This window comes from Nonomuraea sp. NPDC023979, assembly GCF_040639085.1.
GTDB classification, from domain to species: domain Bacteria; phylum Actinomycetota; class Actinomycetes; order Streptosporangiales; family Streptosporangiaceae; genus Nonomuraea; species Nonomuraea ceibae.
In genome coordinates this window covers 69278-91550 of sequence record NZ_JBEZZG010000024.1, presented here as the reverse complement: position 1 = coordinate 91550, position 22273 = coordinate 69278, and the positions used below count along the sequence as shown (strand labels likewise).

Below are 22273 nucleotides of genomic sequence, written 5' to 3'. Positions count from 1 at the left end.
TGCACCTCCCACGATCCACACCCAAAAGGGGTACGGAATGACGAACCACAAGCGCTTTGCTGTTTCCGGTGTCATGGTCGCGGCGCTGGCCGTCGCGACGGCCGCGTGTGGCGGCGGCGGCACGACGACGCCGGCCGGGGCCGGTGAGACGACGGCGGCGGCAGAGCCTGTCACGATCAATGTGCACACCTTCGGCGGTGGCGAGAACTTCGGTTACGACGCCGCCGTCGAGAAGTGGAACGCCGAGCACCCGAACATCCAGATCAAGTACACGAACCTGACCGACCGGTTCGAGGACGTCTACCTGCCGCAGCTGCTCCAGCGCCTGCAGGCGGGCAGCGGCGCCGGCGACATCGTCGGCATCGACGAGGGCGCGATGGGCCTGATGGCCGCCCGGCCGCAGTTCTTCACCGACCTGGGCGAGCACGGGCTGCAGGACCGCAAGGCCGACTTCCCGGCGGCCAAGTGGGAGGCGGGCGTCAACGCCGACGGCAAGCTGTTCGCGCTCGGCACCGACATCGGCGGCATGACCATGTGCTACCGCAAGGACCTGTTCGAGAAGGCGGGGCTGCCGACCGACCGCGAGGAGGTCGCCAAGCTCTGGCCGACCTGGGACGCGTACCTGGAGGCCGGCAAGAAGTTCCAGGCCGCCAACAAGGACGCCAAGTGGATGGACGGCCCGAACACCATCTACAACGTGATCCTGTCGCAGGAGGCGCCGAAGAACGGCAACGTCTCCTACTTCGACAAGAGCAACCAGCTCGTGCTGGAGACGAACCCGGCGGTCAAGACGTCCTTCGACTGGGTGCAGAAGTTCAGCCAGCAGGGCCTGACGGCCAAGCTGCAGGCGTTCAGCCCGCCGTGGAACAAGGCCATCAAGGGCGGCGACTTCGCCACCATGGGCTGCCCGTCGTGGATGCTCGGCGTGATCTCCGGCGCGGCCGGTGACGAGAACAAGGGCAACTGGGACGTCGCGGCCGTGCCGGGCGGGTCGGGCAACTGGGGCGGCTCCTGGCTGGCCATCCCCAAGCAGACCAAGCACCCGAAGGAAGCCGCGCAGGTGCTCAACTACCTGACGGGCAAGGAGGGCCACGTGGCGGCCTTCAAGGAGGCGGGCGCGTTCCCGAGCTCCATCCCGGCCCAGCAGGACCCTGAGGTGGCGGGCCTGAAGAACGAGTACTTCAACGACGTGCCGACGGGCGAGATCTTCGCGGCCTCGGTCAAGGACCTGCAGCCGGTGTTCCTCGGCGAAAAGCACGCCCAGGTCAAGACCTCGGTGGAGAAGGTGCTCGAGGGCATGGACCAGGGCGCCATCGGCTACGACGAGGCCTGGACCAAGTTCGTCGAAGCGGGCGTCAAGGCAGCCGGCTGACGGCTCGCCTGAAGGAAACGGGTGGCGTCCTCCCCCGCGGCGGACGCCACCTCACTCCCGCCCCGGCTCGAAAGGCCCTTCATGACTCTCCAACTCGCGCCGCCGCGGCACGCGTCCGGCAGGCGGGCGGCGCCCAGGCGGCGTATGGCCCGCTTCGACATCAAGGGGATGCCGTATCTCCTGGTGTCCCCTTACTTCCTGCTCTTCGCCGTATTCGGGATCTTCCCCCTGGTCTACACGCTCTGGCTGTCGCTGCACGACGCCGAGCTGGCCGGGGACCGGACCTTCGCCGGCCTCGGCAACTACGCCGAGCTGATCGCCGACGCCGAGTTCTGGAACGCGGTGTTCAACACGGTCGGCATGTTCGTGCTGGCCACCGTCCCGCAGCTGATCCTGTCGCTGGTGCTGGCCAACGCGCTGAACAAGAGACTGCGCGGCCGGCTGCTGCTGCGCCTCGGCGTGCTGCTGCCGATGATCACCTCGGTGGTCGCGGTGGCCGTCATCTTCAGCCAGCTCTACAGCCGTGACTACGGCCTGTTCAACTGGGCCCTCGGCCTGGTGGGCATCGAGCCGATCGCCTGGCAGAACGAGAAGTGGTCGTCCTGGATCGCCATCGCCACGATGGTCGACTGGCGCTGGACCGGCTACAACGCGATCATCCTGCTCGCCGCGATGCAGACGATCCCCAAGGACCTGTACGAGGCCGCCGCCATCGACGGCGCGTCGGCCCGGCGGCAGTTCTGGCAGATCACGCTGCCGATGCTGCGCCCGACGATCGTGTTCGTGGTCTTCATCTCCACCATCGGCGGCCTGACGCTGTTCACCGAGCCGGTGACGTTCGAGGGCGAGCAGATGATGACCGGCGGCACCACCGGCCAGTACCAGACGGTGGCGATGTTCATCGTGGAGCAGGCCTTCCGGGGCAGCTTCGAGATCGGCTACGCCTCCGCGGCGGCCTGGCTGCTGTTCGTGCTGATCCTCATCGGCACGATGATCAACTACTTCTTCACTCGCCGCATCGGGGGTGCGCGATGACCGCCGGACAACCGACCGGCCGCCTGTGGGAAGCGGGGGCTCTCACCAAGGTCGTGCTGGCCGTGGCCCTGCTGCTGTCCGCCTTCCCCATCTACTACATGTTCATCATGGCGACGCGGACGAACGACGACGCGCTCGACGTGCCGCCGCCGCTCCTGCCCGGCGGCCACCTGGGCGAGAACGTCGAACGCCTGCTCACCACCGAGGACGCGTACTTCATCACCGGCCTGGTCAACTCGGCGATCGTGGCCACGACCGTCACAGTGTCGGTGGTGCTCATCTCGACGCTGGCCGGGTTCGCCTTCTCCAAGCTGCGCTTCCGCGGCTCGAAGGTGCTGCTCGGCGTGATCCTGGTGACGATGATGGTGCCGCTGCAGCAGATGGGCATCGTCCCGCTCTACGAGCTCATGGTGACGCTCGGCTGGACCGGCAAGCTCCAGGCGGTGATCCTGCCGTTCCTGGTGAACGGGTTCGGCGTGTTCATGATGACGCAGTACGCCTCCCAGGCGGTGCCCGACGAGCTGGTCGAGGCGGCCCGGGTCGACGGGGCGTCCACGATGGGCATCTACCGCAAGGTCATCCTGCCGGCGCTGCGGCCGGGCATGGCGGTGCTCGCGCTGCTGGTCTTCATGCAGACGTGGAACGAGTTCATGTGGCCGCTCATCGTGCTGCTGCCGGAGAACCCGGTGGTGCAGACCTCGATCGCGGCGCTCAACCAGGCGCACGGCACCGACTACGTGATGCTGTTCGCCGGCACCGCGGCCTCGGTCCTCCCTCTCTTCGTGGTTTTCGTGCTGTTCGGCCGGCAGATCGTCGGCGGCCTGATGGAAGGTGCGGTCAAGGCGTGACGACTCAGGAGGAGCAGACCCGCTCCGAGCTGCGATTCCCCACCGGGTTCGCGTGGGGTGCGGCCACCTCTGCCTACCAGATCGAGGGCGCGGTGACGGCCGACGGCCGCGGCGTCTCCATCTGGGACACGTTCACCAGAACGCCGGGCAGGGTGGTCGGCGGCCAGCACGCGGACGTGGCCATCGACCATTACCACCGTTACCGCGACGACGTGCGGATCATGGCGGACCTGGGGCTGAGCTCCTACAGGTTCTCCGTGTCGTGGCCGCGCGTCCAGCCGTACGGTTCGGGACCCGTCAACCACAAGGGTCTCGACTTCTACAAGCGACTGACGGACGAGCTCCGCTCGCACGGCATCGATCCCTGGCTGACGCTCTACCACTGGGACCTGCCCCAGGCCCTGGAGGACAAGGGCGGCTGGCCGGAGCGCGACACCGCGCTGCGCTTCGCCGAGTACGCGGCGGCGGTGCACGACGCGCTGAAGGATCACGTGCACACGTGGAGCACCGTCAACGAGCCGTGGTGCGCGGCCTTCCTGGGTTACGCCTCGGGCGAGCACGCTCCGGGACGCCGCGAGCCCGAGAACGCGATCCGGGCCGCGCACCACCTCAACCTCGCCCATGGACTAGGGGTCCAGGCCATGGGCGCCAGGCGGGTGGGGGGTTGCGTCAACCTGTACGCGATCACCCCGGCCACGGCCAGTGAGGCTGACCAGGACGCCGCCCGCCGCATCGACGGGCTGCAGAACCGGTTCTTCCTCGACGCGCTGCTGACGGGCCGCTATCCCCAGGACGTCCTGGACGACCTGGGGATGGACCTGTCCTTCATCGAGGACGGCGACCTCAAGACCATCAACGCGCCCATCGACGTGCTGCTGGTCAACTACTACAGCCGCTTCACCGTCTCCGGTGAGGCCGGCGGGAAGGCGTCGGCCTCGGCCGCGCCGACCGAGACGGGCTCGCCGTGGATCGGCAGCGAGCACGTGTCGTTCGTCAACGGCGGCCGGCCCGTCACCTCGATGGGCTGGGAGATCGACGAGGACGGCCTGGTCGAGGTGCTGCAGCGGGTGGCGCGCGACTATCCGCCGGTTCCGCTGGTGGTCTCGGAGAACGGCGCGGCCTTCGACGACGTGCTGGAGGACGGCCGGGTGCGCGACACCGAGCGCCGTGACTACATCGAGGCGCACCTGCGCGCCTGCCGCACGGCGATCGACTCCGGCGTGCCGCTCGAGGGCTACTTCGCCTGGTCGCTGATGGACAACTTCGAGTGGGCCTGGGGGTACGGCAAGCGGTTCGGGCTGGTCCGCGTCGATTACGAGACGCAGCAGCGGGTGCTGAAGGACAGCGCGATCTGGTATGCCGAGATCATCCGGCAGAATAGGGCCCATGAACCGACCGACTCTTGAGGCAGTCGCAGCTCGGGCCGGCGTCGGCCGGGGCACCGTGTCGAGAGTCATCAACGGCTCACCCAACGTCAGCGAGAAGGCCCGCGAGGCGGTCCAGCAGGCCATCCAGGAGCTGGGTTACGTGCCCAACCGGGCGGCCCGCGCGCTGGTGACGCGGCGCACCGACACGGTGGCCCTGGTGGTGTCGGAGTCGGAGTTCCGGGTGTTCGACGAGCCCTACTTCGCCGGCACCATCCGGGGCATCGGCTCGGCGCTGACCGAGACGGGGCTGCAGCTCATCCTGGCGATGGCCCGCTCGCGGCAGGAGCACGCCCGGCTGGAGCACTACCTGACCGGCCAGCACGTCGACGGCGTGCTGCTGCTGTCGCTGCACGGCGACGACCCGCTGCCGGGCCGCCTGGAGGCGATGGGCGTGCCGACCGTGCTGGGCGGCCGGCCGGTCGGCCCTGCGACCCCCTACAGCTACGTCGACATGGACAACAGGGCGGGGGCCCGGCAGGCGGTCAAGCACCTGCTGGGCCTCGGCCGCGCCCGGATCGCCACCATCGCCGGGCCGCAGGACATGGGCGTGGGCGTCGACCGTCTGTCGGGCTACCGCGACGCGGTGCTGCCGACGGGCCTGCCGGAGCTGGTGGCCTACGGCGACTTCTCCGAGGAGAGCGGCGAGTCGGCCATGGCCGAGCTGCTGGCCGCCCATCCCGACGTCGACGCGGTGTTCGCCGCCTCCGACCCGATGGCGCTGGGCGCGATGCGGGTGCTCAAGGCGGCGGGCCGGGCGATCCCGGAGGACGTGGCGGTGATCGGGTTCGACGACTCCAAGGCCGCGCTGCACGCCGACCCGCCGCTGACCACCGTGCACCAGCCGATGGAGGCGATGGGCCGGCAGATGGCGCTGCTGCTGGTGGCCCGCATCAACGGCGAGGAGCTGCGCCAGCCGGTCGTCATCCTCGACACTCACCTGGTGCGCCGCGAATCCGCCTGACCTGCCGATATCATTTCCGAAACCGTTTACACCAGTCGAGAGGACGTCTGTCGTGCCTCAGCTTGTCGGCGGGGGCTACACCGCTCAGGTGAGCCGCCGCGGAGCCGCGCTCAGGACACTCAGGCACGGCGAGCGCGACCTGGTCACCTCGTGGCCCGAGGGCGGGCCGGTGCCCTACTTCGCGGGCACGATCCTGGCGCCGTGGCCCAACCGGGTGGGCGGCGCCCGCTACACCTTCGAGGGCCGCACGCACGAGCTGGCGGTGACCGAGCCGGAGCGCGGCCACGCCATCCACGGGCTGGTGGCGCGTGACGACTGGGAGATCGCCGAGGCGGACGGCTCCCGGGTGCGGCTCACGTACCGGATCGACGGCGCGCCCGGCTATCCGTTCACGCTGGAGCTGGCGGTGACGCACGAGCTGGGCGAGCGGGGGCTGACCACGACGGTGCTGGCCCGCAACGCGGGCGAGCACGACGCGCCCTACGGGTGCGGGCCGCACCCGTGGCTGCTCGGCGACGAGCTGGAGGTGCCGGCGGCCAAGGTGCTGCTGCCCGACGACGCGCTGCTCCCCCGCGAGCTGGCGGACGTCTCCGGCACCCCGTACGACTTCACGCGCGTCCGGGCGGTGGACGGCGCGGTGGTCGACCACGCGTTCACCGGCCTGGCGCGGGGCGAGGTGCGGGTCGGCGGGGTGCGGCTGACGTGGGACCCGGCGGTGCTGCCGTGGGTGCAGGTGTGCACCAGCCGTCAGCTCGGCTACGAGGGCGTGGCTGTGGAGCCGATGACGTGCCCGCCCGACGCGTTCAACTCGGGCACCGACCTGGTGGTGCTGAAGCCGGGCGGCGAGCACGAGGCGCGCTGGACGATCGGCGCGGCCTGAGGCCACACTTGCTCGCGTGGACAGCAGGACGAAACGCCGCTTATCCCCCGCCGAGCTCGACGCCCTGGCCCGCCGCGCGCTGGGCGCCGGGGTCGTGGGGCACACCGAGCTGACCGACGGCTACGCCAACGCCGTGTGGCGGCTGCGGCTGGACGACGGCCGCGAGGTGGTGTGCAAGCTGGCGCCGCCGCCCGAGCTCGACCAGCTCAGCTACGAACGCAACCTGCTGCGCATGGAGGCGGCCGCGTACGAGCTGGTGGCGGCGGCCGGGGTGCCGGTGGCGGCGCTGCTGCGGGCCGGGTTCGACGATCCGGTGCTGGGCGGCGACTACCTGATGCTGTCCGCGCTCGACGGCGTGTCGTGGAACGACGCGCGGCCGGGCAACGAGGACGAGCTGCGGCGCGAGCTGGGCCGGCTGATGGCCCGCTTCAACTCGGTGACCGGCGAGGTGTTCGGCTACCCGCACGCCGGGATCACCGGCGCGACCTGGCGGGAGGCGTTCCTGGCGATGGCGGGGGCGCTGCTCGGCGACACCGGGCGCTACCCGACGCCGCTGCCCGCGCCGCCCGGCCGGATCATGGAGGTGCTGGAGGCGGCCTCGCCGGTGCTGGACGAGGTGACGACGCCGCGGCTGGTGCACTTCGACATCTGGAAGGGGAACGTGTTCCTCGACGTGTCGGGCACGCCGCGCATCCAGGCGATCATCGACCACGAGCGGGCGTTCTGGGGCGATCCGCTGGCCGAGTTCGTCACCCCGACGATCTTCGGGGAGCTGCGCGAGGACGATCCGATGCTGGCCGGGTACCGCGAGGTGCGCCCGCTGGAGCTCACCGCGTCCGCGCGTACCCGGCTCGACCTCTACCGCGCCTACCTGTCGCTGATCCTGCTGGTGGAGAACGGACCCAGGCAGTACCCCGAGGAGGAGTACGCCCGGATCCGCGACGCGGCGTTCAGCTCACTGGGCGAGCTGCTGGATCGCCTCGTAGCTCCCGCCCCTGGGGCCCTCGCGTAGGTCGCGGCACTGGCCGCCGCCCGCGCCGGTGACCCGGTTCGGCACGCCCAGGTCCGCCGGGGCGGGGGTGTTGCCGGTGCAGGAGAGCGCGCCCTTGACCGTGGTGCCGGACACGGCCGGGGCCGTGTTGCGGGTCAGCGAGGCCGCGCCGCGCAGCTCGGCGCCCACGACGGTGAGCGTCCCGGTCCGGTCGGCGGTCAGCGCGCCGTCCACGCGGGTGCCCAGCAGGTGCAGCTCGGCGGCGCCGGAGGCGGTGAGGGTGCCGGAGATCCGGCCGCCGTCGGCCACCAGCGACGCCCCGGCCCGCACCTGGACCGGCCCGGTGACGGTGGCGCCGTCGAGGCAGGTCACGCCGCCGGTCACGGTGAGCGGGCCGCGGTGGGCGCCGGTGACCGTGCGGGTGCAGGCGGGGGGCGGCGCGATCGTCGTGACGGTGAACGACTTCGCCTTGCCCGCGTTGCCCGCCGCGTCGATCGAGCGGTACTCGACCGTGTGCCGGCCCCGGGGCAGCTTGCCGTACACGAGGTGGTCGATGACCGTGCCCTCCTCGGTGAACGTCCACGGCAGCTCCGAGGAGGTCGGCCAGCCGAAGTAGTTGAACCAGCCGTCGCCGTCGACCCGCGACTCCGAGACCACGTACCCGTCGCGGTCGTCGTCGCCGGTCAGCCGCATCGAGAACGGGCCGTTGTAGACGTAGGTGTCGCCGGACCTGACCAGCGGCTCCGACAGCTCGTAGCCGGTCGCGGGGGCGACGGCGTCGACCGTCCAGGTCAGCGTGTCGCCGCCGAGGCTCGCGGTGAGCCGGTGCGTGCCGGGGCTCAGGTCAAGCTCGCCCAGGTCGAGGTCGGTGCTGCCGTCGCCGACGCGCTCGCCGTCGAGCTCCCAGGCGACCTTCGGCACGGTGTGCGCCGGGTGCGTGGTCTCAACGTATATGACGTCCTCGGCGCCCGCCGGGCGGCCGGTCGGGGTGGAGGAGGTGAAGCCCGGCTCGACGCCGTCGGGCGGGGTGGTGAGCGTCGTGTCGACGGTCCACGTCCTGCTCGCCGTCAGCGCGGCGCGCACGGCCGGGTCGCGGACGAACTCCGTCGGGTCGGTCACCGTGGCCTTGACCGTGTGGGTGCCGGGGCTGAGGCCGAGCGTGCGCAGGTCGAGCGTGTCGGCGTCACCCGGCAGGTCCTTGCCGTCGACGTTCCAGGTGGTGGTCAGGCTGTGGCTGACCGGGCGCATCGGCTCGACCCACAGCACGCGGTCCGCGCCGACCGGCTGCCCGGACGGGGTGGCGTCCTGCACGACCGCGGTCTTCGCGGTGATGCGCCGGACCATGACCTCGCGGCTGACCTGGTCGAAGTAGTAGCCGAGGGTCTTCATCATCGAGTGCTGACTCGGCCGCCACACGCCCGTCGTGGCGTACAGGCCGCCCTCGTAGCGGGCGATCGGGCCGCCCGACTCGCTGGGCTCGCCCAGCCAGCGCCACCACTTGCGCTGCTGCTCGCGCATCTGCTGCTCGGTCAGCAGCGTGTGGTGCGCCGACGACGGCTCGCCGCCGCTGTAGGCGCCGCCGGGTTCGCCGCGCTGGTAGTAGTCATACTCGTCCTGCAGCCCGCCCAGTGAGTGGCCCAGCTCGTGCGGGCTGATCAGGGCGGACATGGCGTTGCTGCCCGACGCGGTGGCGTACGAGCCGCCCGCGCCGCCGTACGTGCCGCTGTTGCCCAGGGCGAGGATCTGCCGGTTGCCGGACGTGGTGCCGGCGACCAGGTTGGCGTAGCGGTTGGCGGCGCCGTTGTCCATGGTGATGAGCCGCTGCACGCTGCCGGGGTTGCAGCGGCCCCAGAAGCCCATGCTCAGCGGGGTCGTCCTGCGCGGCGAGGTCAGGTCGGGGTCACAGCTGATGCCCGATTCGCCGGACACGATGTCGACCCGGTAGACGTTGATGTAGTTGCGGTAGGACTTGAACGGCTCGATCGACCACATCACGTTGAGGTGACGGTCGACGTCCTGGCCGAACTTCGCCTGCTCTGACTCGGTGTAGCCGTCGCCCATGACGATCAGGTTGAAACGCTTCTCCGGCGCGCCGGTGACCTGCACGGGCACGACGGTGGCGGCGCCGGGCTCGGCGGCGGACACCGTGGCCGCCACCGTGGCGGTGGTGGCGACAGCCTGGGAGGGGACGTACACGACTGCGGCGGCCAGCACGAGGGCCGCGATTGTGCGCATGCCCAGCACTATCGGCCCGGCCACGCCGGACGTCTCATCCCATAAGGGCATAACCCCGGCGTGATACCTTCTGCCGGATGAAGCTGGAGCTGCGGCATCTGGAGACGCTCCGGACCATCGCCGACCAAGGCAGCGTCACCAGGGCCGCCGCCGCGCTCGGCGTCTCCCAGCCCGCGCTCACCGCCCAGCTCCGCCGCATCGAGGGGGTGCTCGGCGGGCCCGTCTTCGCCCGCGACCACCGCGGCGTCACCGCCACCCCGTTCGGCGAGTTCGTGCTGGCCAGGGCCCGGGTGGTGCTCGCCGGCGTGGACGACCTGCTCGCCGCCGGGCCGTACGAGCTCGCCGGGCAGGCCGTGCGCGTCGGCAGCTTCGAGCACCCCGTCGTCGTGCCGCTCGTCGCCAACCTGATGCGCGCCTTCCCCGAGGCGCGCATCACCCTGCAGACCGAGCACTTCGTCCGCGTCCTGGTCGACATGGTCGCCAACGGCCGGCTCGACGTCGCCCTCGTCGCCGACTACCCGGGGCACGAACTGCGCCCCCAGCCCTCGCTCGGGCTGGAGGCCGTGGCCGTCGAGCCGGTGTTCGTCGCCCTGCCCGCCGCCCACCCGCTCGCCTCGCGGGAGGAGGTCGAGCTCGCCGACCTGGCCGGCGAGCCGTGGGTGCTGCCGCCGCCGGACGGGCTCGGGTGGCCCGAGCACCTGCTGGACGCGTGCGGGCGCGCCGGCTTCACGCCCCGCGCCCGCTACCAGCTCATCGGGGCCGGGGTACGCGGCGAGCTCATCGGCGCCGGGCACGCGGTCTCCGCCTGCCAGGCGCTGCACGACCCCGGGCCCGGCGTCGTCGTGCGGCCGCTGGCGGGCAACCCGCTGTGGATGCGACAGGTGCTCGTGTGGCGCCCGGGGTTCGCGGCCCACGTACCGGCCCTGCTGGACAGCGCCCGCGCCGCCCACGCCGCCGTCGCCGCCCGCCGCCCCCCGTACACCACCTGGCTCACCCGCCAGCCCTGACCCGCCACCCGGCCCGCGGGCGCCGGGGCCCGTCCGCGCCGTCACGGCGGGGGCCTTCCCCGGGAGGGATGCGGGCCCCGCAGCAGGGGTGGGGGGCCGCGGCCTCGGCGGGCGGGGGGCGGGGGCGGGGCCGGCTCGCCGGGGGGCTCCTCTTCCTGCTCCCGCAGGGCTCCGCCGTGGGGGTGGAGGGAGCCGAGCAGGCGGGTGCGCAGGGCGGGCGGCGGCGGGACGGGGGCGGCGAGGCGGGCGGCGGTCTCGCGCAGGCGGCGGACCTCGGCCCGACAGGAGGGGCAGCGGGTCAGGTGGCGTTCGAAGGGGGCCAGGTCGGCGGCGGGCAGCGCGTGCACGGCGTAGGCGCCGGTGAGGAGGTGGAGGTCGTCGTTCATGTCCACTCCCGGGAGAGGCGGCTGCATCACCTGATTCGGTCCTTCCGCCTTTCCGGATGCGGGTATTGCTCCCTTTCCCGGCCCGTGAGACAATCTCATCAGGTGATGAATTATGAGCTGTGTGATCGCGGGCGGCGGCCCGGCGGGCGCGATGCTCGCCCTGCTGCTGGCCCGGACCGGCGTCGAGGTGACGCTGCTGGAGAAGCACGCCGACTTCCTGCGCGACTTCCGCGGCGACACCATCCATCCGTCCACGCTGCAGGTGCTCGACGAGCTGGGGCTGGCCGGCCGCTTCCTGGCGCTGCCGCACCGCAAGGCCCACGAGCTGAGCGTCGTGACCGACAGCGGGCCGATCCGGCTGGCGAGCCTGCGGGGGCTGCCCGGCCGCTACGACTACATCGCGTTCGTCCCGCAGTGGGACTTCCTGGACCTCATCACGTCCGAGGCGGCCCGCTACCCGAACTTCCGCCTGCTGATGCGGGCCGAGGCGTACGACCTGATCCGCGAGGGCGGGGCGGTGCGCGGGCTGCGCTACCGCGACCCGTCGGGCGAGCACGAGGTCCGGGCGGCGCTGACGGTCGCCGCCGACGGGCGCGGCTCGGTGCTGCGCGGGCGGGCCGGGCTGGCGCCGCAGGAGCTGGGCGCGCCGATGGACGTGCTGTGGTTCCGGGTGCCACGCGAGGAGTCCGACCCGGACCAGCCGTTCCTGCGGGTCTCCAGCGGCCACGTGGTCGTCGCGATCAACCGCGAGACCTACTGGCAGCTCGCGTACGTGATCCGCAAGGGCGGCTACGAGGAGCTGGCAGGCCGGGGCATCGAGGCGCTGCGCGAGCCGGTGGCGCGGATGCTGCCGTTCGCGGCCGGGCGGCTGGGCGTGATCGGCGGCTTCGACGACGTGAGCATGCTGACGGTGCGGCTCAACCGGCTGCGCCGCTGGCACCGGCCGGGCTTCCTGTGCATCGGCGACGCGGCGCACGCGATGTCGCCGGTGTTCGGCGTCGGCATCAACCTGGCGGTGCAGGACGCGGTCGCCACGGCCGGCCTGCTGGCGGGCGCGCTGCGCTCCCCCGGGCGCGGGCCGGTCCCGGAGGCGGCGCTGCGCCGGGTGCAGCGGCGGCGCATGCCGCCGACCCTGGTGACGCAGGCGGTGCAGCGGCTGGTGCAGAACCAGCTCATCAAACCGGCGCTGACCAGGAAATTCGGGCCACCGCGGGTGCGCCCGGACCTGGCGCGGGTGCCGGTGCTCAACCGGCTGGTCCGCCGCTTCGTCGGCCTCGGGGTACGCCCCGAGCACGTGCGGGCGACCCCTATTTTGACACCGTCTTCTCACAACGTGGACACGGCGGTCGGTGGGGAGGACCCGGTGGAATACCCTCGTATGTCGTGAGCGCACTGACCAATTCGCTGAATCTCGATTCGTGGCGAGCCCTCCCCGCGGCCCAGCAACCCGACTGGCCCGATCACGGCGAGCTCAAGAAGGTCGTCGCCGAGCTCGGCGGCCTCCCCCCGCTGGTCTTCGCCGGAGAGTGCGACCAGCTCAAGGACGAGCTCGCCGCCGTGGCGCGGGGCGAGGCCTTCGTGCTGCAGGGCGGCGACTGCGCCGAGACGTTCGCGGCGGCGACCGCCGACAACGTCCGCAACAAGCTCAAGACGCTGCTGCAGATGGCGATCGTGCTCACCTACGCGGGCAAGGTGCCGGTCGTGAAGATCGGCCGGCTGGCGGGGCAGTTCGCCAAGCCGCGCTCGAAGGGCACCGAGACCCGCGAGGGCGTCGAGCTGCCCGCCTACAGGGGCGACATGGTCAACGGCTTCGACTTCACCGCCGAGTCGCGCCGCCCCGACCCGTGGCGGCTGCTGAAGGCCTACCACTCCTCGGCCGTGACGCTCAACCTGGCGCGGGCGTTCACCAAGGGCGGCTACGCCGACCTGCGGCAGGTCCACGCGTGGAACCAGGACTTCGTGGCCGAGTCGCCCGCCGGGCGCCGCTACGACCAGCTCGCCCGGGAGATCGACCAGGCGCTGGCGTTCATGCGGGCGTGCGGGGCCGACCCGGAGGAGTTCCACTCGGTGGAGTTCTACTCCTCGCACGAGGCGCTGATCCTCGACTACGACCAGGCGCTCACCCGCATCGACTCGCGTACGGGGCTGCCCTACGACGTGTCGGCGCACATGGTCTGGATCGGCGAGCGGACCCGGCAGCTCGACGGGGCGCACGTGGAGTTCTTCTCCCGCATCCGCAACCCGATCGGCGTCAAGCTGGGCCCGACGACCACGCCGGACGAGGCGCTGGCGCTGATCGACAAGCTCAACCCGGACAACGTGCCGGGCCGGCTGACGTTCATCACCCGGATGGGCGCCTCCAAGATCCGCGAGCACCTGCCGCGGCTGGTCAAGGAGGTCACCGCCTCGGGCGCGCAGATCGCCTGGATCTGCGACCCGATGCACGGCAACACGTTCGAGGCGCCGAGCGGCCACAAGACGCGGCGGCTCGACGACGTGCTCAACGAGGTGGCGGGCTTCTTCGAGGTGCACCGTTCGCTCGGCACGCACCCGGGCGGCATCCACATCGAGTTCACCGGCGACGACGTGACGGAGTGCGTGGGCGGCGGCCACGAGATCGCCGAGGGCGACCTGGCCACGCGCTACGAGACGGCCTGCGACCCGCGGCTCAACCGTGGTCAGTCGCTGGATCTGGCGTTCCGGGTGGCGGAGCTCTACCGCGGCTGAGTGATCCACCTCACACCGGGGGTCATCGGTCACGGTGACCCCCGTGATCTCCTAGGATCGCGCTGTAAAGGGCGAAATATCAGGAGTTTTGGTGGACAGTGCTCCGGAGGGCGTCGACCCCAACGTGCCCAACGTCGCGAGGATGTACGACTACTACCTCGACGGCAAGGACAACTTCGCGGCCGACCGTGAAGCGGCCGAGCGGATCATGAAGATCTTCCCGGTCACCAAGGACGCCGCCAGGGAGAACCGGGCGTTCCTGCGCCGGGCCGTGCGCGAGGTGGTCGCGGGCGGCGTCCGGCAGATCATCGACCTGGGGGCGGGCCTGCCCACCCAGGGCAACACGCACGAGATCGCGCCCGAGGCGCGCGTGGTGTACGTGGACTACGACCCCGTGGTGTGCACGCACGGGCGTGCCCTGCTGGCCAGGGGCGAGAAGGTGGACTTCTTGCAGGCCGACGCGAGGAAGCCGGACGAGCTGCTCGAACGCCTCGACGGGATGGTGGACTTCGGGCAGCCGGTGGCGTTCATGATGCTGGCCATCCTGCACTTCATCCCGGACGACGACGCGTACGGGATCGTCGGCAAGCTGCGTGACGTGAGCGTGCCCGGCAGCCATCTGGTGATCAGCCACGCGATCGACGCCAAGCCGGACACCACGCCGCAGGCGATCGAGGTCTACAACCAGGCCACGGCCGGGCTGAACCTGCGCACGCACGAGGAGATCGTCCGCTTCTTCGACGGCTACGAGCTGCTGGAGCCGGGTCTGGTCTTCCCGAAGGACTGGCGGCCCGACGGCGGGGAGACCTATGGCGGCGGCACCGCCATCGGCTACGCGGGCGTGGGCCGCAAGACCGGCCCCTGAGCCTCACCGGGCGTCACTGAAAACACGGCAGCCCCGCCGCGAGCGGGGCTGCCCTGTCGTCTCACTGCTGCCGCTGCGCGTCCTTGAGCTCCTTGTCGAGCTCGGCGCGGATCTCGTCCATGTCCAGGGCGCGGACCTGGCGGATGAGGTCGGCCAGGGCGGGGGCCGGGATGGCGCCCGGCTGCGAGAACACCACGATGCCGTCGCGGATCGCCATCAGCGTCGGGATGGACCGGATCTCGAAGCCCTGCGAGAGCGCCTGCTCCTGATCGGTGTCGATCTTGCCGAACGTGATGTCCTGGTGCTCCTCGGAAGCCTTCTCGAAGATCGGCCCGAACATCTTGCAGGGGCCGCACCAGTCCGCCCAGAAGTCGAGCAGGACGATCCCCTTGTCGGCGATGTCGTTGAAGTTCTTCTCGGTTACTTCGATGGTCGCCACAAGTGGCTCCTCGCATTCGTCCGTCAGCGTGTGTACGTCAACATCTCTACACAGGAAGAACCCCTACCCTCGCGCGGGCATTCCAGCCCTCAGCCGCGGCCTCCCGGCAGGGCGAGCCCGACGACGAGCGGGTCGTGGTCGGAGGAGCGGTAGGCGTCCGGCCGGTAGAGGCCGGGCGGGTTGAACTCGGTGTTGTAGTCGAGGATGCGGGGCTCGTCGGCGTTCACGTGCCAGATGGCGGCGCCGGTGACGCGCTTGAGGAGCTGCCTGCCGACCAGCATGTGGTCGAGCTCCCCGGCCAGGCCCTCGAAGACGTAGCTGTAGCGCTGGGAGGCGGGCACGTGCTTCTTGGTGACGCTGGTGAGGCCGCCGGCTTCGAGCGTGCCGATGGGGTCCTCCTCGCCGTAGGCGTTGAGGTCGCCGAGCACGATCGGGTTGGGCAGGCCCGCGGTCAGGCCGAGCAGCGCCTGCGCCTGCTTGACGCGGGTGGCGTTCCAGCAGCCCTGGCCGTCGCCCTGGTCGGCGTCGGGGCCGTCGTCGGGGCAGGAGCCCTTGGACTTGAGATGGTTGACGATCATGGTGAACGGCTGGCCGCCGCCGGTGCGGCGGAACGTCTGGACGAGCGGCGGCCGGCTGAAGACCGGGTCGCGCGACGCCGCGGGCTCGCCGACCGGCTTGAGCTTGGCGGGCTTGTAGATGAGGCCGACCTGGATGGCGTCGGTGCCCGGGTACGGGTGCGTCAGGGCGGCGTACGTGCCCGCGCCCACCTCGGCGTTGACGGCGTCGACCAGCGCCTGGAGTGCGGTCCGGCCGTTGTTCTCGACCTCCATGAGGCCGACGGCGTCGGCGTCGAGGCCCTTGAGCGCGGCCACCAGCTTGGCGAGCTGCCGCTGCTGCTCGGCGGCGTCGGTGGCGCCGCGCGAGCCGAGCGTGGTGAACCAGTTGAGCGTGTTGAACGAGGCCACCTTGACGTTGCCGCCCACCCGGGCGGGCCTGGCCGGGCGCGGGTTGGCCGCGCGGTAGGCGACGGGCTCGGTGGGCTGCAGGCGGTAGGCGCCGAACCCGTACCCGAGGACGCCGGTGAGGCCGGTGACGGTGTCGCCGGCGCGGGCCAGGGGCGGGAGGGTGGCGGGGTTCTGGCGGGAGGAGCCGTCGTCGAGCAGCAGGGAGCGCCGCTGGTTGAGCGCCGGGTCGACGCCGGGCCGGTCGGTCGGCTGGAACAGCCGGCCGCCGGAGGAGAGCGTCACCTCGCCGAAGCGGCCCAGGTCGTAGTGGTCGCTGACGGTCAGCGGCTGCGGGAAGGTGAGCAGCACGTTCTCCACGGACTCCAGCCCGTCGGCGGGCAGGCTCTGGCGCAGGGGCGCGACGGAGCCGGTGCCGCACACGTCGACGGCGGTGACCGGTGACAGCTCGGTCCAGCCGTTGTACTCGATCGCCCGGCCCGTCACCAGGACGCGGTCGCCGACCTTGACGTCCTTGAAGGTGTCGCGGGCGAAGGCGAACAGGCCGTCGGAGGTGGCCGGGTCGCCGTCCGGCGTCGGGTCCTGGAGGAAGAAGCCGCTGAGCTGGTCGCCGCGCTGGAAGTCGCCGGTGACGACGCCCTCCACCCGGACGGTCTGCCCGGCGAGCGGGGTGGCGGCGCCGCGGCCCTGGACCTCGGCGACCTGCCGGTCCGCCGGGGTGTCACAGGGCCCGGCAGGGGCCGCGGAGGCGGGTACGGCCCCGGCAGTGAGGGTGGCAGTGAGGGTGGCGGTGAGGGTGGCTGCCACGGTGAGCGCGGCAAGCGGTAAAGCACGCATAATCCGCACTTTAGAGGCAGTCCCCGCCGTATCTTCCTCCATGGACAAGGCTGGAACATGAAATCTCCGAACCTTGACATGGACCCGCCCCGGGTATGACCCCTGCATGGACTGGGTCACCTGCGCGCACTCGGCCGCCTGCACCGGAGTCGCCCGCCCGCCGTCCGGGCGCTGCCTGGCCCATCTGCCCCACGAGGAGCTGTCGGCCGCCCTCGCCGCCCTGGCCCCGGGCCGCCTGCTGGACCTGCGCGGCACCACCGTGGGCGGCGACCTGCTGCGCCGGGTGCTGGCGGCGGCGGGCGACCGGCCGGGCCGGGCGCGGCTGGACCGGGCCAGGTTCACCGGCGACGTGCGGCTGTCGGGCGTGGCCTTCCAGGGGGACGTGTCGCTCGACGGGGCCAGGTTCGAGCGCCTGGCGTCGTTCTTCGGCGCCCGCTTCGACGGCAACGTGTCGCTGGCCGGGGCCTGGTTCGCCAGGGAGCTGTCCTTCCACGGGGTGCGGGCGCGCGGGCACGTGTCGCTGGACCGGGCGGTGATGTCGCGCGACGCGCTGTTCAGCCAGGCCGTCTTCGAGCACGGGCTGTCGTGCGAGAGCGCCAGGTTCGACGGGTACGCGACGTTCGACGGCGCCCGGCTGGGCGAGGCGGCGTGCTTCCGGGGCGCGCGGTTCGGGCGCACGCTGTCGTTCCGCAAGGTGGCCGGCAGCGCCGGGTTCGACGCCGCGCACTTCGCCGCCGACGCCTACCTGTCGGCGACCGGCCGGCTGTCGGCCGCCCGCGCGCGGGCCGACGCGACGCTGGACGTGGCCGTGCGCGGCTGCGGGGTGGACCTGCGCCAGGTGCGGGTGGCGGGCGCGACCACGCTGCGGCTGACCGATTCGCAGGCCGACCTGGAGGGCGCGGTGCTGCGCGGCCCGGCGACGGTGACCGGGCGCGGCCGGGCCACGCTGACGTCGCTGCGCCAGGTGGACGCGGCCAGCCTGGCGCTGGCCGGGCTGGACCTGTCGTCCTGCCGGTTCGCCGGGCTGGCCCACCCGTCGGGGCTGCGGCTCACGGAGTGCACGCTGGCGCTCGGCCGGCGCGGGACGCTCTGGCCGATGCTGCGCTGGCTCACAGCTCGCCGGCGATCCGCCCGATCAGGGTGACGATGCGCGGCCAGCCGCCGCCCATGATCCGGCGCGACAGCTGCTGGGCCGGGTCGTCCGGGTCGAAGCCCTCGTGGTCGAGGAAGAACCGGGTGCCGTGGCCCTCGGGTTCGAGCCGCCAGGTGACGATCCAGCCTTCGCGGCCCCAGGCCAGCTTGACCAGTTTCTCCGGCTCGACCTCCAGCACCTCGCAGGGCACCACGCCGTCGAAGCCGACGTCGGGCCTGGGCGTCGTGGTGAAGGTGAACCGGTGCCCCACCTCGGCCCGGTAGTCGCCGGGCATGAGCCAGCGGGTCACCAGGCCGGGGTCGGTGAGCGCCCGCCACACCTTGGCGGGCGGGTGGCCGATGAACTGGTCCAGCCGGATCGCCCTCCTGTCGTCAGGCATCGTCGTCCTCCAGGTCGTCCAGCAGGTCGGTGAGATCGGTCAGCTTCTGGCGCCAGAAGCGCTCGTACGGGGTCAGCCAGTCGCGGATCTCCATGAGCGGCGCCGCCTCCAGCCGGTAGTGCCTCTCGCGGCCCTTGCGGGTCTCGGCCACCAGCCCGGCGTCCCTGAGCACCTTGAGGTGCTCGGAGACGCTGGGCCGGCTCATGTCGAAGCGGTCGGCCAGCCGGCCGGCGGGCTGCGAGCCCTCCTCGCGCAGCAGCCTCAGCAGTTCGCGCCTGGCCGGGCTGGCCAGCGCGGTGAAGACGTGGTCGGCGGTCATTCCTGGCTGACCACGAAGCCGTTGCCGAACGGGTCGGAGAACAGCAGCTGCTTGCCCCACGGCTCATCGGTGGGCCCTTCGGCGGCCACGCCGTGCTCGCGCAGCCGCTCGGCGAGGGCGTCGACGCCGGGCGAGGAGAAGACCAGGCCGCCGATCGGCGCCATCGACGGGAACCAGGAGGCGAGCAGCAGCGTGCTCTCGGCCCCCTTGGGCGCGACGGTGAGCCAGCGGCCCATCGGGAACGGGTTGTCGGTGCGGACCTCGAAGCCGAGGACGCCGGTGTAGAAGGCGTGCGCGGCGTCCTGGTCGGAGACGGGCACGGTCACGGTCACGATGTGCGAGATGAGCATATCAGCCACTATACGTAGGTTTTTTCCTACGTAACAACCCGAATCAGGGAAAACCCTGATGGGCTCCCGGCGGGACCGTTCGTACACTGGTGCGCATGCGCATCGACGACTACGTCACCGACCTCGGCCGCGCCCTGTCCGGGCCGTCCGGGCCGAAGCGGGACATGGTCGTCGAGGCCCGCGACAGCCTGGTCGACGCCGCCGACGCCTACGAGGCGGGCGGGGCCGGGCGGGAGGAGGCCGAGCGGCTGGCGATCGAGGAGTTCGGCCCGGTCCGCGACATCGCGCCCGGCTTCCAGTCGGAGCTCACCGCGGTCGCGGGGCGGCGGCTGGGGCTGCTGCTGTTCGTCAGCGTGCCGGTGACCGTGGTCATGTGGTCGGTGGTCTGGCGCTTCCACCCGGGCTCCTTCGCGGGCTACGGGCCGCGCGCCGACTGGCACGTGTTCGCCTCGCGGCTGCTCGACGTGCTCCAGCTCGGCACCGGCCTGTACGGCGGGGCCGCACTGCTGGCCCTGGCTCGGGGCCTGGTGCGGCCCGGCCTGGTCACCCGGTCGCTGGGCGTGATCGTGTGGGCGATGCTGCCGGTCACCGGGGTGCTGAGCCTGGTGCTCGCGCAGACCTCCCCCGCCGGGGTCGCGCTCTTCCTGCCCGCGGTGCTGGCCAACCTGGTGACCTGGGCGTTCTGGGGCATGCAGCTCTACTGCGCCACCCGGTGCCTGCGGGTCAGCCGGCCGGTCCGGGGTCAGGCCTGAGCACGCTGCCGATCACGCCGGCGAACTCGCGCCAGGCCGACCGCTCCGCGGCGAGCTGCTTGCGCCCCGCGTCGGTCAGCCGGTAGGTGCGCCGCCTGCGCCCGCCGACCGTGGCCCACTCACTGGCCAGGCAGCCGGTGCGCTCCAGCCGGCGCAGCGCCGGGTAGACCGTGCCGGTCGGCACGGAGAGCGCGCCCTCGCTGCGCTCCTGCAGGGCCTCGATGATGGCGTAGCCGTGCAGGGGCTCGCGCTCCAGCACGGACAGCAGCAGCGCGTCCATGTGGCCGCGGAGCGCGTCGGGATTCATGTCATCGATCCTAGGCATCCGTTCTTCATGTAGCCAGCCTACATGTAGGCTCTCTATATGTAGACAGACACAACGACGGAGCGGAACCTTGGACGTACTCGACCTGGCGCGCACCCAGTTCGCCGTGACGGGAAGCCTGCACTTCCTGTTCGTGCTGCTCACCCTGGGGCTCGCGCCGCTGGTGGCGATCATGCACACCCGCTGGGCGCGCACCGGCCTGCCGCTGCACGAGCGGATGACGCGCTTCTGGGGGCAGATCTACCTGATCAACTACGCCCTCGGCATCGTGACCGGTCTGGTGATGGAGTTCCAGTTCGGGCTGGCGTGGAGCGGGCTGTCGCACTACGCGGGCGACGTGTTCGGCGCGCCGCTGGCCATGGAGACCCTGGTGGCGTTCTTCCTCGAATCCACCTTCCTCGGACTGTGGATCTTCGGCTGGGGACGGCTGCCCAAGTGGGCGCACGTGGCGTGCATCTGGATGGTCACCGCCACCGCGTACGGCAGCGCGTTCTTCATCCTGACCGCGAACGCGTTCCTGCAGAACCCGGCGGGCGCGGTGCTGTCCGGCGGGCGGCTGGAGCTGACCGACTTCGGCGCGCTGCTCACCAACGACGCCCTGGTGTACGCGTTCCCGCACGTGCTGGGCGCCGGGCTGTTCACCGGGGGGATGGTGCTCGTCGGCGCCAGCGCCTACCAGTTGCGGCGCCGCACCGCCGAGGTGGAGTTCTTCACCCGGTCGATGAAGACCGGCGTGATCACCGCCGCGATCGGCATCACGGTGACCGTGATGTTCGGCTACGCGCAGTTCGCCGTCGGCATCCAGCCCGGGAAGTTCTCCGGCAACGCGGCCGCCGCCGTGCCGCTCGGCTTCATGGTCGAGGGCGGGCACCTGTTCTCGCTGATCGTGCTGTTCTTCATGCTGCCGTGCATCCGCCTGCTGCCCCGCTGGCGGTGGGCGCACCCGCTGCTGATCGCGCTGACGCCGCTGCCGTTCGTGCTGGCCGTTCTCGGCTGGCTGGCCAGGGAGATCGGGCGGCAGCCGTGGATGATCTGGGAGCGGCTCACCGTCGCCGACGCCCTGACGCCCGGGCTCACCTCGGGCATGGTCACCGCCTCGCTCGCCGGGTTCACCGCGGTGCTCGGGCTGCTCGCGGTCGTCGACTACGTGCTCATCGCCCGGATCATCCGGCGCGGGCCCGGCGACGACCTGTCCCTCGGCGCCGCCGGCGAGCGGCGCGCCCCCGCGCTGACGTACTAGGGAGTCGCACATGGAACTGCTGTGGTTCGCCCTCTTCGCCGTGCTGCTTGCCGGATATTTCGCCCTTGAGGGGTTCGACCTGGGCGTGGGGCTGCTGCTGCCCGTCCTCGGCCGGACCGTCGAACGCCGCGACCGGATGGTCGCCGCCATCGCGCCGTTCGTGCTCGCCAACGAGGTGTGGCTGGTCGCCGTCGCCGGGACGCTGTTCGGCGTCTACCCGATGCTCGAAGGCGAGGTGCTGTTCGGTCTCTACCCGCTGGTCGTGGCCATGCTGCTGGCGTGGGTCGTGCGCGACGCCGGGCTGTGGTTCCGCCGCCGCGTGGGCGGCCCCGGCTGGCGCCGCTTCTGGGACGCCCTCATCGCCCTCGGCTCACTGTGGCTGTCGGCCGGCTGGGGCATGGCCCTGTACGGGGCCGCCACCGGGTTCACCTCCTCCCCCATGCACCCCGTGGGGCTGCTGCTGGGCGTCGTGGTCACGCTGCTGTTCGCCTTCCACGGCTGGACGTTCCTCGGCTGGCGCGACCCCGCGCTCACCGGCGCCGCCCGGTCCGGACGCGTGCTCGCCCTCACCGGGGCCGTCGCCGCGCTGCCCGCGCTCGGCCTGCTCGCGGGCGCCATGGGCTACCTGCTCGACCACAGCGCGCCCCCGGCCACGCTGAATGTGCTCAGTCTCATGGTGCTCCCGTTCGCACCCCTCATGGTCGCCGCGCAAGTATGGGTATGGCGCACTTTCCGACCGGGCAAGGGCGCCGACCGGATCCCATCGTTCTTCTGAGGCACCCG

The 22273-nt window shown here is 71.7% G+C and carries 23 protein-coding genes; 15 read left to right on the top strand and 8 right to left on the bottom strand.

Features of this window, described 5'->3' with window-relative positions; all coding sequences use genetic code 11:
* Positions 1–37: 37 nt before the first annotated feature.
* The 7 genes from AB0G11_RS33190 (at position 38) to AB0G11_RS33160 (ending at position 7535) form a co-directional block, all read left to right on the top strand.
* Positions 38–1372: an extracellular solute-binding protein gene (locus AB0G11_RS33190; RefSeq protein WP_219509410.1), complete on the top strand. Its 1335-nt coding sequence runs from the start codon at positions 38–40 to the stop codon at positions 1370–1372.
* Between the two features lie 81 nt (positions 1373–1453).
* Positions 1454–2407 carry a sugar ABC transporter permease gene (locus AB0G11_RS33185; RefSeq protein WP_219509409.1) on the top strand — a complete coding sequence of 318 codons (954 nt, stop codon included), beginning with the start codon at positions 1454–1456 and terminating at the stop codon, positions 2405–2407.
* On the top strand, positions 2404–3255 hold the full coding sequence (locus tag AB0G11_RS33180) for a carbohydrate ABC transporter permease (protein WP_219509408.1): 852 nt from the start codon (positions 2404–2406) through the stop codon (positions 3253–3255). The genes AB0G11_RS33185 and AB0G11_RS33180 overlap by 4 nt, the downstream gene beginning before the upstream one ends.
* Entirely contained in the window at positions 3252–4661 is a 1410-nt protein-coding gene (locus AB0G11_RS33175; protein ID WP_219509407.1) for a GH1 family beta-glucosidase, read from the top strand. Before AB0G11_RS33180 ends, AB0G11_RS33175 begins: the two co-directional genes overlap by 4 nt.
* Complete coding sequence (locus AB0G11_RS33170) at positions 4642–5643, top strand: LacI family DNA-binding transcriptional regulator (RefSeq protein ID WP_357590598.1); 1002 nt, start codon at positions 4642–4644, stop codon at positions 5641–5643. Before AB0G11_RS33175 ends, AB0G11_RS33170 begins: the two co-directional genes overlap by 20 nt.
* Positions 5644–5695: 52 nt before the next feature.
* Entirely contained in the window at positions 5696–6523 is an 828-nt protein-coding gene (locus AB0G11_RS33165; RefSeq protein ID WP_357590596.1) for an aldose 1-epimerase family protein, read from the top strand.
* A gap of 16 nt (positions 6524–6539) precedes the next feature.
* A complete protein-coding gene (locus tag AB0G11_RS33160; protein ID WP_219509404.1) occupies positions 6540–7535 on the top strand; it encodes an aminoglycoside phosphotransferase family protein in 996 nt (331 codons plus the stop codon).
* On the opposite strand, the gene AB0G11_RS33155 is transcribed toward AB0G11_RS33160, so the two are convergent.
* Positions 7479–9749, bottom strand: a complete 2271-nt coding sequence (locus AB0G11_RS33155) for a M64 family metallopeptidase (protein ID WP_357590594.1) — start codon at positions 9747–9749, stop codon at positions 7479–7481. The genes AB0G11_RS33160 and AB0G11_RS33155 overlap by 57 nt on opposite strands.
* A 77-nt stretch (positions 9750–9826) precedes the next feature.
* Between AB0G11_RS33155 and AB0G11_RS33150 the strand changes: the two genes are divergently transcribed.
* On the top strand, positions 9827–10756 hold the full coding sequence (locus tag AB0G11_RS33150) for a LysR family transcriptional regulator (protein WP_357590592.1): 930 nt from the start codon (positions 9827–9829) through the stop codon (positions 10754–10756).
* 41 nt (positions 10757–10797) lie between these two features.
* Here AB0G11_RS33150 and AB0G11_RS33145 read toward each other — a convergent pair whose 3' ends face one another.
* Complete coding sequence (locus AB0G11_RS33145) at positions 10798–11142, bottom strand: zf-HC2 domain-containing protein (protein ID WP_357590590.1); 345 nt, start codon at positions 11140–11142, stop codon at positions 10798–10800.
* A gap of 112 nt (positions 11143–11254) precedes the next feature.
* Here AB0G11_RS33145 and AB0G11_RS33140 point away from each other — a divergent pair, with 112 nt between their 5' ends.
* The 3 genes from AB0G11_RS33140 (at position 11255) to AB0G11_RS33130 (ending at position 14734) form a co-directional block, all read left to right on the top strand.
* On the top strand, positions 11255–12529 hold the full coding sequence (locus AB0G11_RS33140) for an FAD-dependent oxidoreductase (RefSeq protein ID WP_246645911.1): 1275 nt from the start codon (positions 11255–11257) through the stop codon (positions 12527–12529).
* 5 nt (positions 12530–12534) lie between these two features.
* Positions 12535–13869: a class II 3-deoxy-7-phosphoheptulonate synthase gene (locus AB0G11_RS33135; RefSeq protein ID WP_246645915.1), complete on the top strand. Its 1335-nt coding sequence runs from the start codon at positions 12535–12537 to the stop codon at positions 13867–13869.
* A 91-nt stretch (positions 13870–13960) separates the two neighbouring features.
* A complete protein-coding gene (locus AB0G11_RS33130; RefSeq protein WP_219509399.1) occupies positions 13961–14734 on the top strand; it encodes an SAM-dependent methyltransferase in 774 nt (257 codons plus the stop codon).
* A gap of 61 nt (positions 14735–14795) precedes the next feature.
* Here AB0G11_RS33130 and trxA read toward each other — a convergent pair whose 3' ends face one another.
* A complete protein-coding gene (gene trxA, locus AB0G11_RS33125) occupies positions 14796–15173 on the bottom strand; it encodes a thioredoxin (protein WP_219509398.1) in 378 nt (125 codons plus the stop codon).
* An 89-nt stretch (positions 15174–15262) separates the two neighbouring features.
* The gene (locus AB0G11_RS33120; protein ID WP_357590588.1) at positions 15263–16972 is read right to left on the bottom strand and encodes an ExeM/NucH family extracellular endonuclease; all 1710 of its coding nucleotides are present in this window, start codon (positions 16970–16972) and stop codon (positions 15263–15265) included.
* Positions 16973–17078: 106 nt separating this feature from the next.
* Between AB0G11_RS33120 and AB0G11_RS33115 the strand changes: the two genes are divergently transcribed.
* Positions 17079–18116: a pentapeptide repeat-containing protein gene (locus AB0G11_RS33115; protein WP_219509396.1), complete on the top strand. Its 1038-nt coding sequence runs from the start codon at positions 17079–17081 to the stop codon at positions 18114–18116.
* Here AB0G11_RS33115 and AB0G11_RS33110 read toward each other — a convergent pair.
* Genes AB0G11_RS33110 through AB0G11_RS33100 form a run of 3 tightly spaced genes read right to left on the bottom strand, consistent with a single transcriptional unit; the run spans position 18082 to position 19173 of the window.
* A complete protein-coding gene (locus tag AB0G11_RS33110) occupies positions 18082–18504 on the bottom strand; it encodes an SRPBCC domain-containing protein (protein WP_219509395.1) in 423 nt (140 codons plus the stop codon). The two genes, AB0G11_RS33115 and AB0G11_RS33110, sit on opposite strands and share 35 nt — an antisense overlap.
* A complete protein-coding gene (locus AB0G11_RS33105; RefSeq protein WP_219509394.1) occupies positions 18497–18823 on the bottom strand; it encodes a metalloregulator ArsR/SmtB family transcription factor in 327 nt (108 codons plus the stop codon). Before AB0G11_RS33105 ends, AB0G11_RS33110 begins: the two co-directional genes overlap by 8 nt.
* Entirely contained in the window at positions 18820–19173 is a 354-nt protein-coding gene (locus AB0G11_RS33100; RefSeq protein WP_357590586.1) for a VOC family protein, read from the bottom strand. Before AB0G11_RS33100 ends, AB0G11_RS33105 begins: the two co-directional genes overlap by 4 nt.
* Positions 19174–19268: 95 nt before the next feature.
* Between AB0G11_RS33100 and AB0G11_RS33095 the strand changes: the two genes are divergently transcribed.
* The gene (locus AB0G11_RS33095) at positions 19269–19925 is read left to right on the top strand and encodes a permease prefix domain 1-containing protein (RefSeq protein WP_357590584.1); all 657 of its coding nucleotides are present in this window, start codon (positions 19269–19271) and stop codon (positions 19923–19925) included.
* Here AB0G11_RS33095 and AB0G11_RS33090 read toward each other — a convergent pair.
* Positions 19897–20232, bottom strand: coding sequence for a PadR family transcriptional regulator (locus AB0G11_RS33090; protein ID WP_219509391.1), 336 nt, complete (start codon positions 20230–20232; stop codon positions 19897–19899). The genes AB0G11_RS33095 and AB0G11_RS33090 overlap by 29 nt on opposite strands.
* An 88-nt stretch (positions 20233–20320) precedes the next feature.
* Here AB0G11_RS33090 and AB0G11_RS33085 point away from each other — a divergent pair, with 88 nt between their 5' ends.
* On the top strand, positions 20321–21490 hold the full coding sequence (locus AB0G11_RS33085; RefSeq protein ID WP_219509390.1) for a cytochrome ubiquinol oxidase subunit I: 1170 nt from the start codon (positions 20321–20323) through the stop codon (positions 21488–21490).
* 10 nt (positions 21491–21500) lie between these two features.
* The gene (locus tag AB0G11_RS33080; protein ID WP_219509389.1) at positions 21501–22265 is read left to right on the top strand and encodes a cytochrome d ubiquinol oxidase subunit II; all 765 of its coding nucleotides are present in this window, start codon (positions 21501–21503) and stop codon (positions 22263–22265) included.
* The last annotated feature ends 8 nt before the right edge of the window (positions 22266–22273 follow it).

What these genes read in the sequence shown, in the direction of transcription:
- AB0G11_RS33115 (WP_219509396.1), top strand. Translation starts at nt 17,079, where the DNA reads ATGGACTGGGTCACCTGCGCGCACTCGGCCGCCTGCACCGGAGTCGCC.
- AB0G11_RS33140 (WP_246645911.1), top strand. Translation starts at nt 11,255, where the DNA reads ATGAGCTGTGTGATCGCGGGCGGCGGCCCGGCGGGCGCGATGCTCGCC.
- AB0G11_RS33110 (WP_219509395.1), bottom strand. Translation starts at nt 18,504, where the DNA reads ATGCCTGACGACAGGAGGGCGATCCGGCTGGACCAGTTCATCGGCCAC.
- AB0G11_RS33105 (WP_219509394.1), bottom strand. Translation starts at nt 18,823, where the DNA reads ATGACCGCCGACCACGTCTTCACCGCGCTGGCCAGCCCGGCCAGGCGC.
- AB0G11_RS33080 (WP_219509389.1), top strand. Translation starts at nt 21,501, where the DNA reads ATGGAACTGCTGTGGTTCGCCCTCTTCGCCGTGCTGCTTGCCGGATAT.
- AB0G11_RS33185 (WP_219509409.1), top strand. Translation starts at nt 1,454, where the DNA reads ATGACTCTCCAACTCGCGCCGCCGCGGCACGCGTCCGGCAGGCGGGCG.
- AB0G11_RS33145 (WP_357590590.1), bottom strand. Translation starts at nt 11,142, where the DNA reads ATGAACGACGACCTCCACCTCCTCACCGGCGCCTACGCCGTGCACGCG.
- AB0G11_RS33090 (WP_219509391.1), bottom strand. Translation starts at nt 20,232, where the DNA reads ATGAATCCCGACGCGCTCCGCGGCCACATGGACGCGCTGCTGCTGTCC.
- AB0G11_RS33095 (WP_357590584.1), top strand. Translation starts at nt 19,269, where the DNA reads ATGCGCATCGACGACTACGTCACCGACCTCGGCCGCGCCCTGTCCGGG.
- AB0G11_RS33120 (WP_357590588.1), bottom strand. Translation starts at nt 16,972, where the DNA reads ATGCGTGCTTTACCGCTTGCCGCGCTCACCGTGGCAGCCACCCTCACC.
- AB0G11_RS33190 (WP_219509410.1), top strand. Translation starts at nt 38, where the DNA reads ATGACGAACCACAAGCGCTTTGCTGTTTCCGGTGTCATGGTCGCGGCG.
- AB0G11_RS33155 (WP_357590594.1), bottom strand. Translation starts at nt 9,749, where the DNA reads ATGCGCACAATCGCGGCCCTCGTGCTGGCCGCCGCAGTCGTGTACGTC.
- AB0G11_RS33170 (WP_357590598.1), top strand. Translation starts at nt 4,642, where the DNA reads ATGAACCGACCGACTCTTGAGGCAGTCGCAGCTCGGGCCGGCGTCGGC.
- AB0G11_RS33100 (WP_357590586.1), bottom strand. Translation starts at nt 19,173, where the DNA reads ATGCTCATCTCGCACATCGTGACCGTGACCGTGCCCGTCTCCGACCAG.
- AB0G11_RS33180 (WP_219509408.1), top strand. Translation starts at nt 2,404, where the DNA reads ATGACCGCCGGACAACCGACCGGCCGCCTGTGGGAAGCGGGGGCTCTC.
- AB0G11_RS33150 (WP_357590592.1), top strand. Translation starts at nt 9,827, where the DNA reads ATGAAGCTGGAGCTGCGGCATCTGGAGACGCTCCGGACCATCGCCGAC.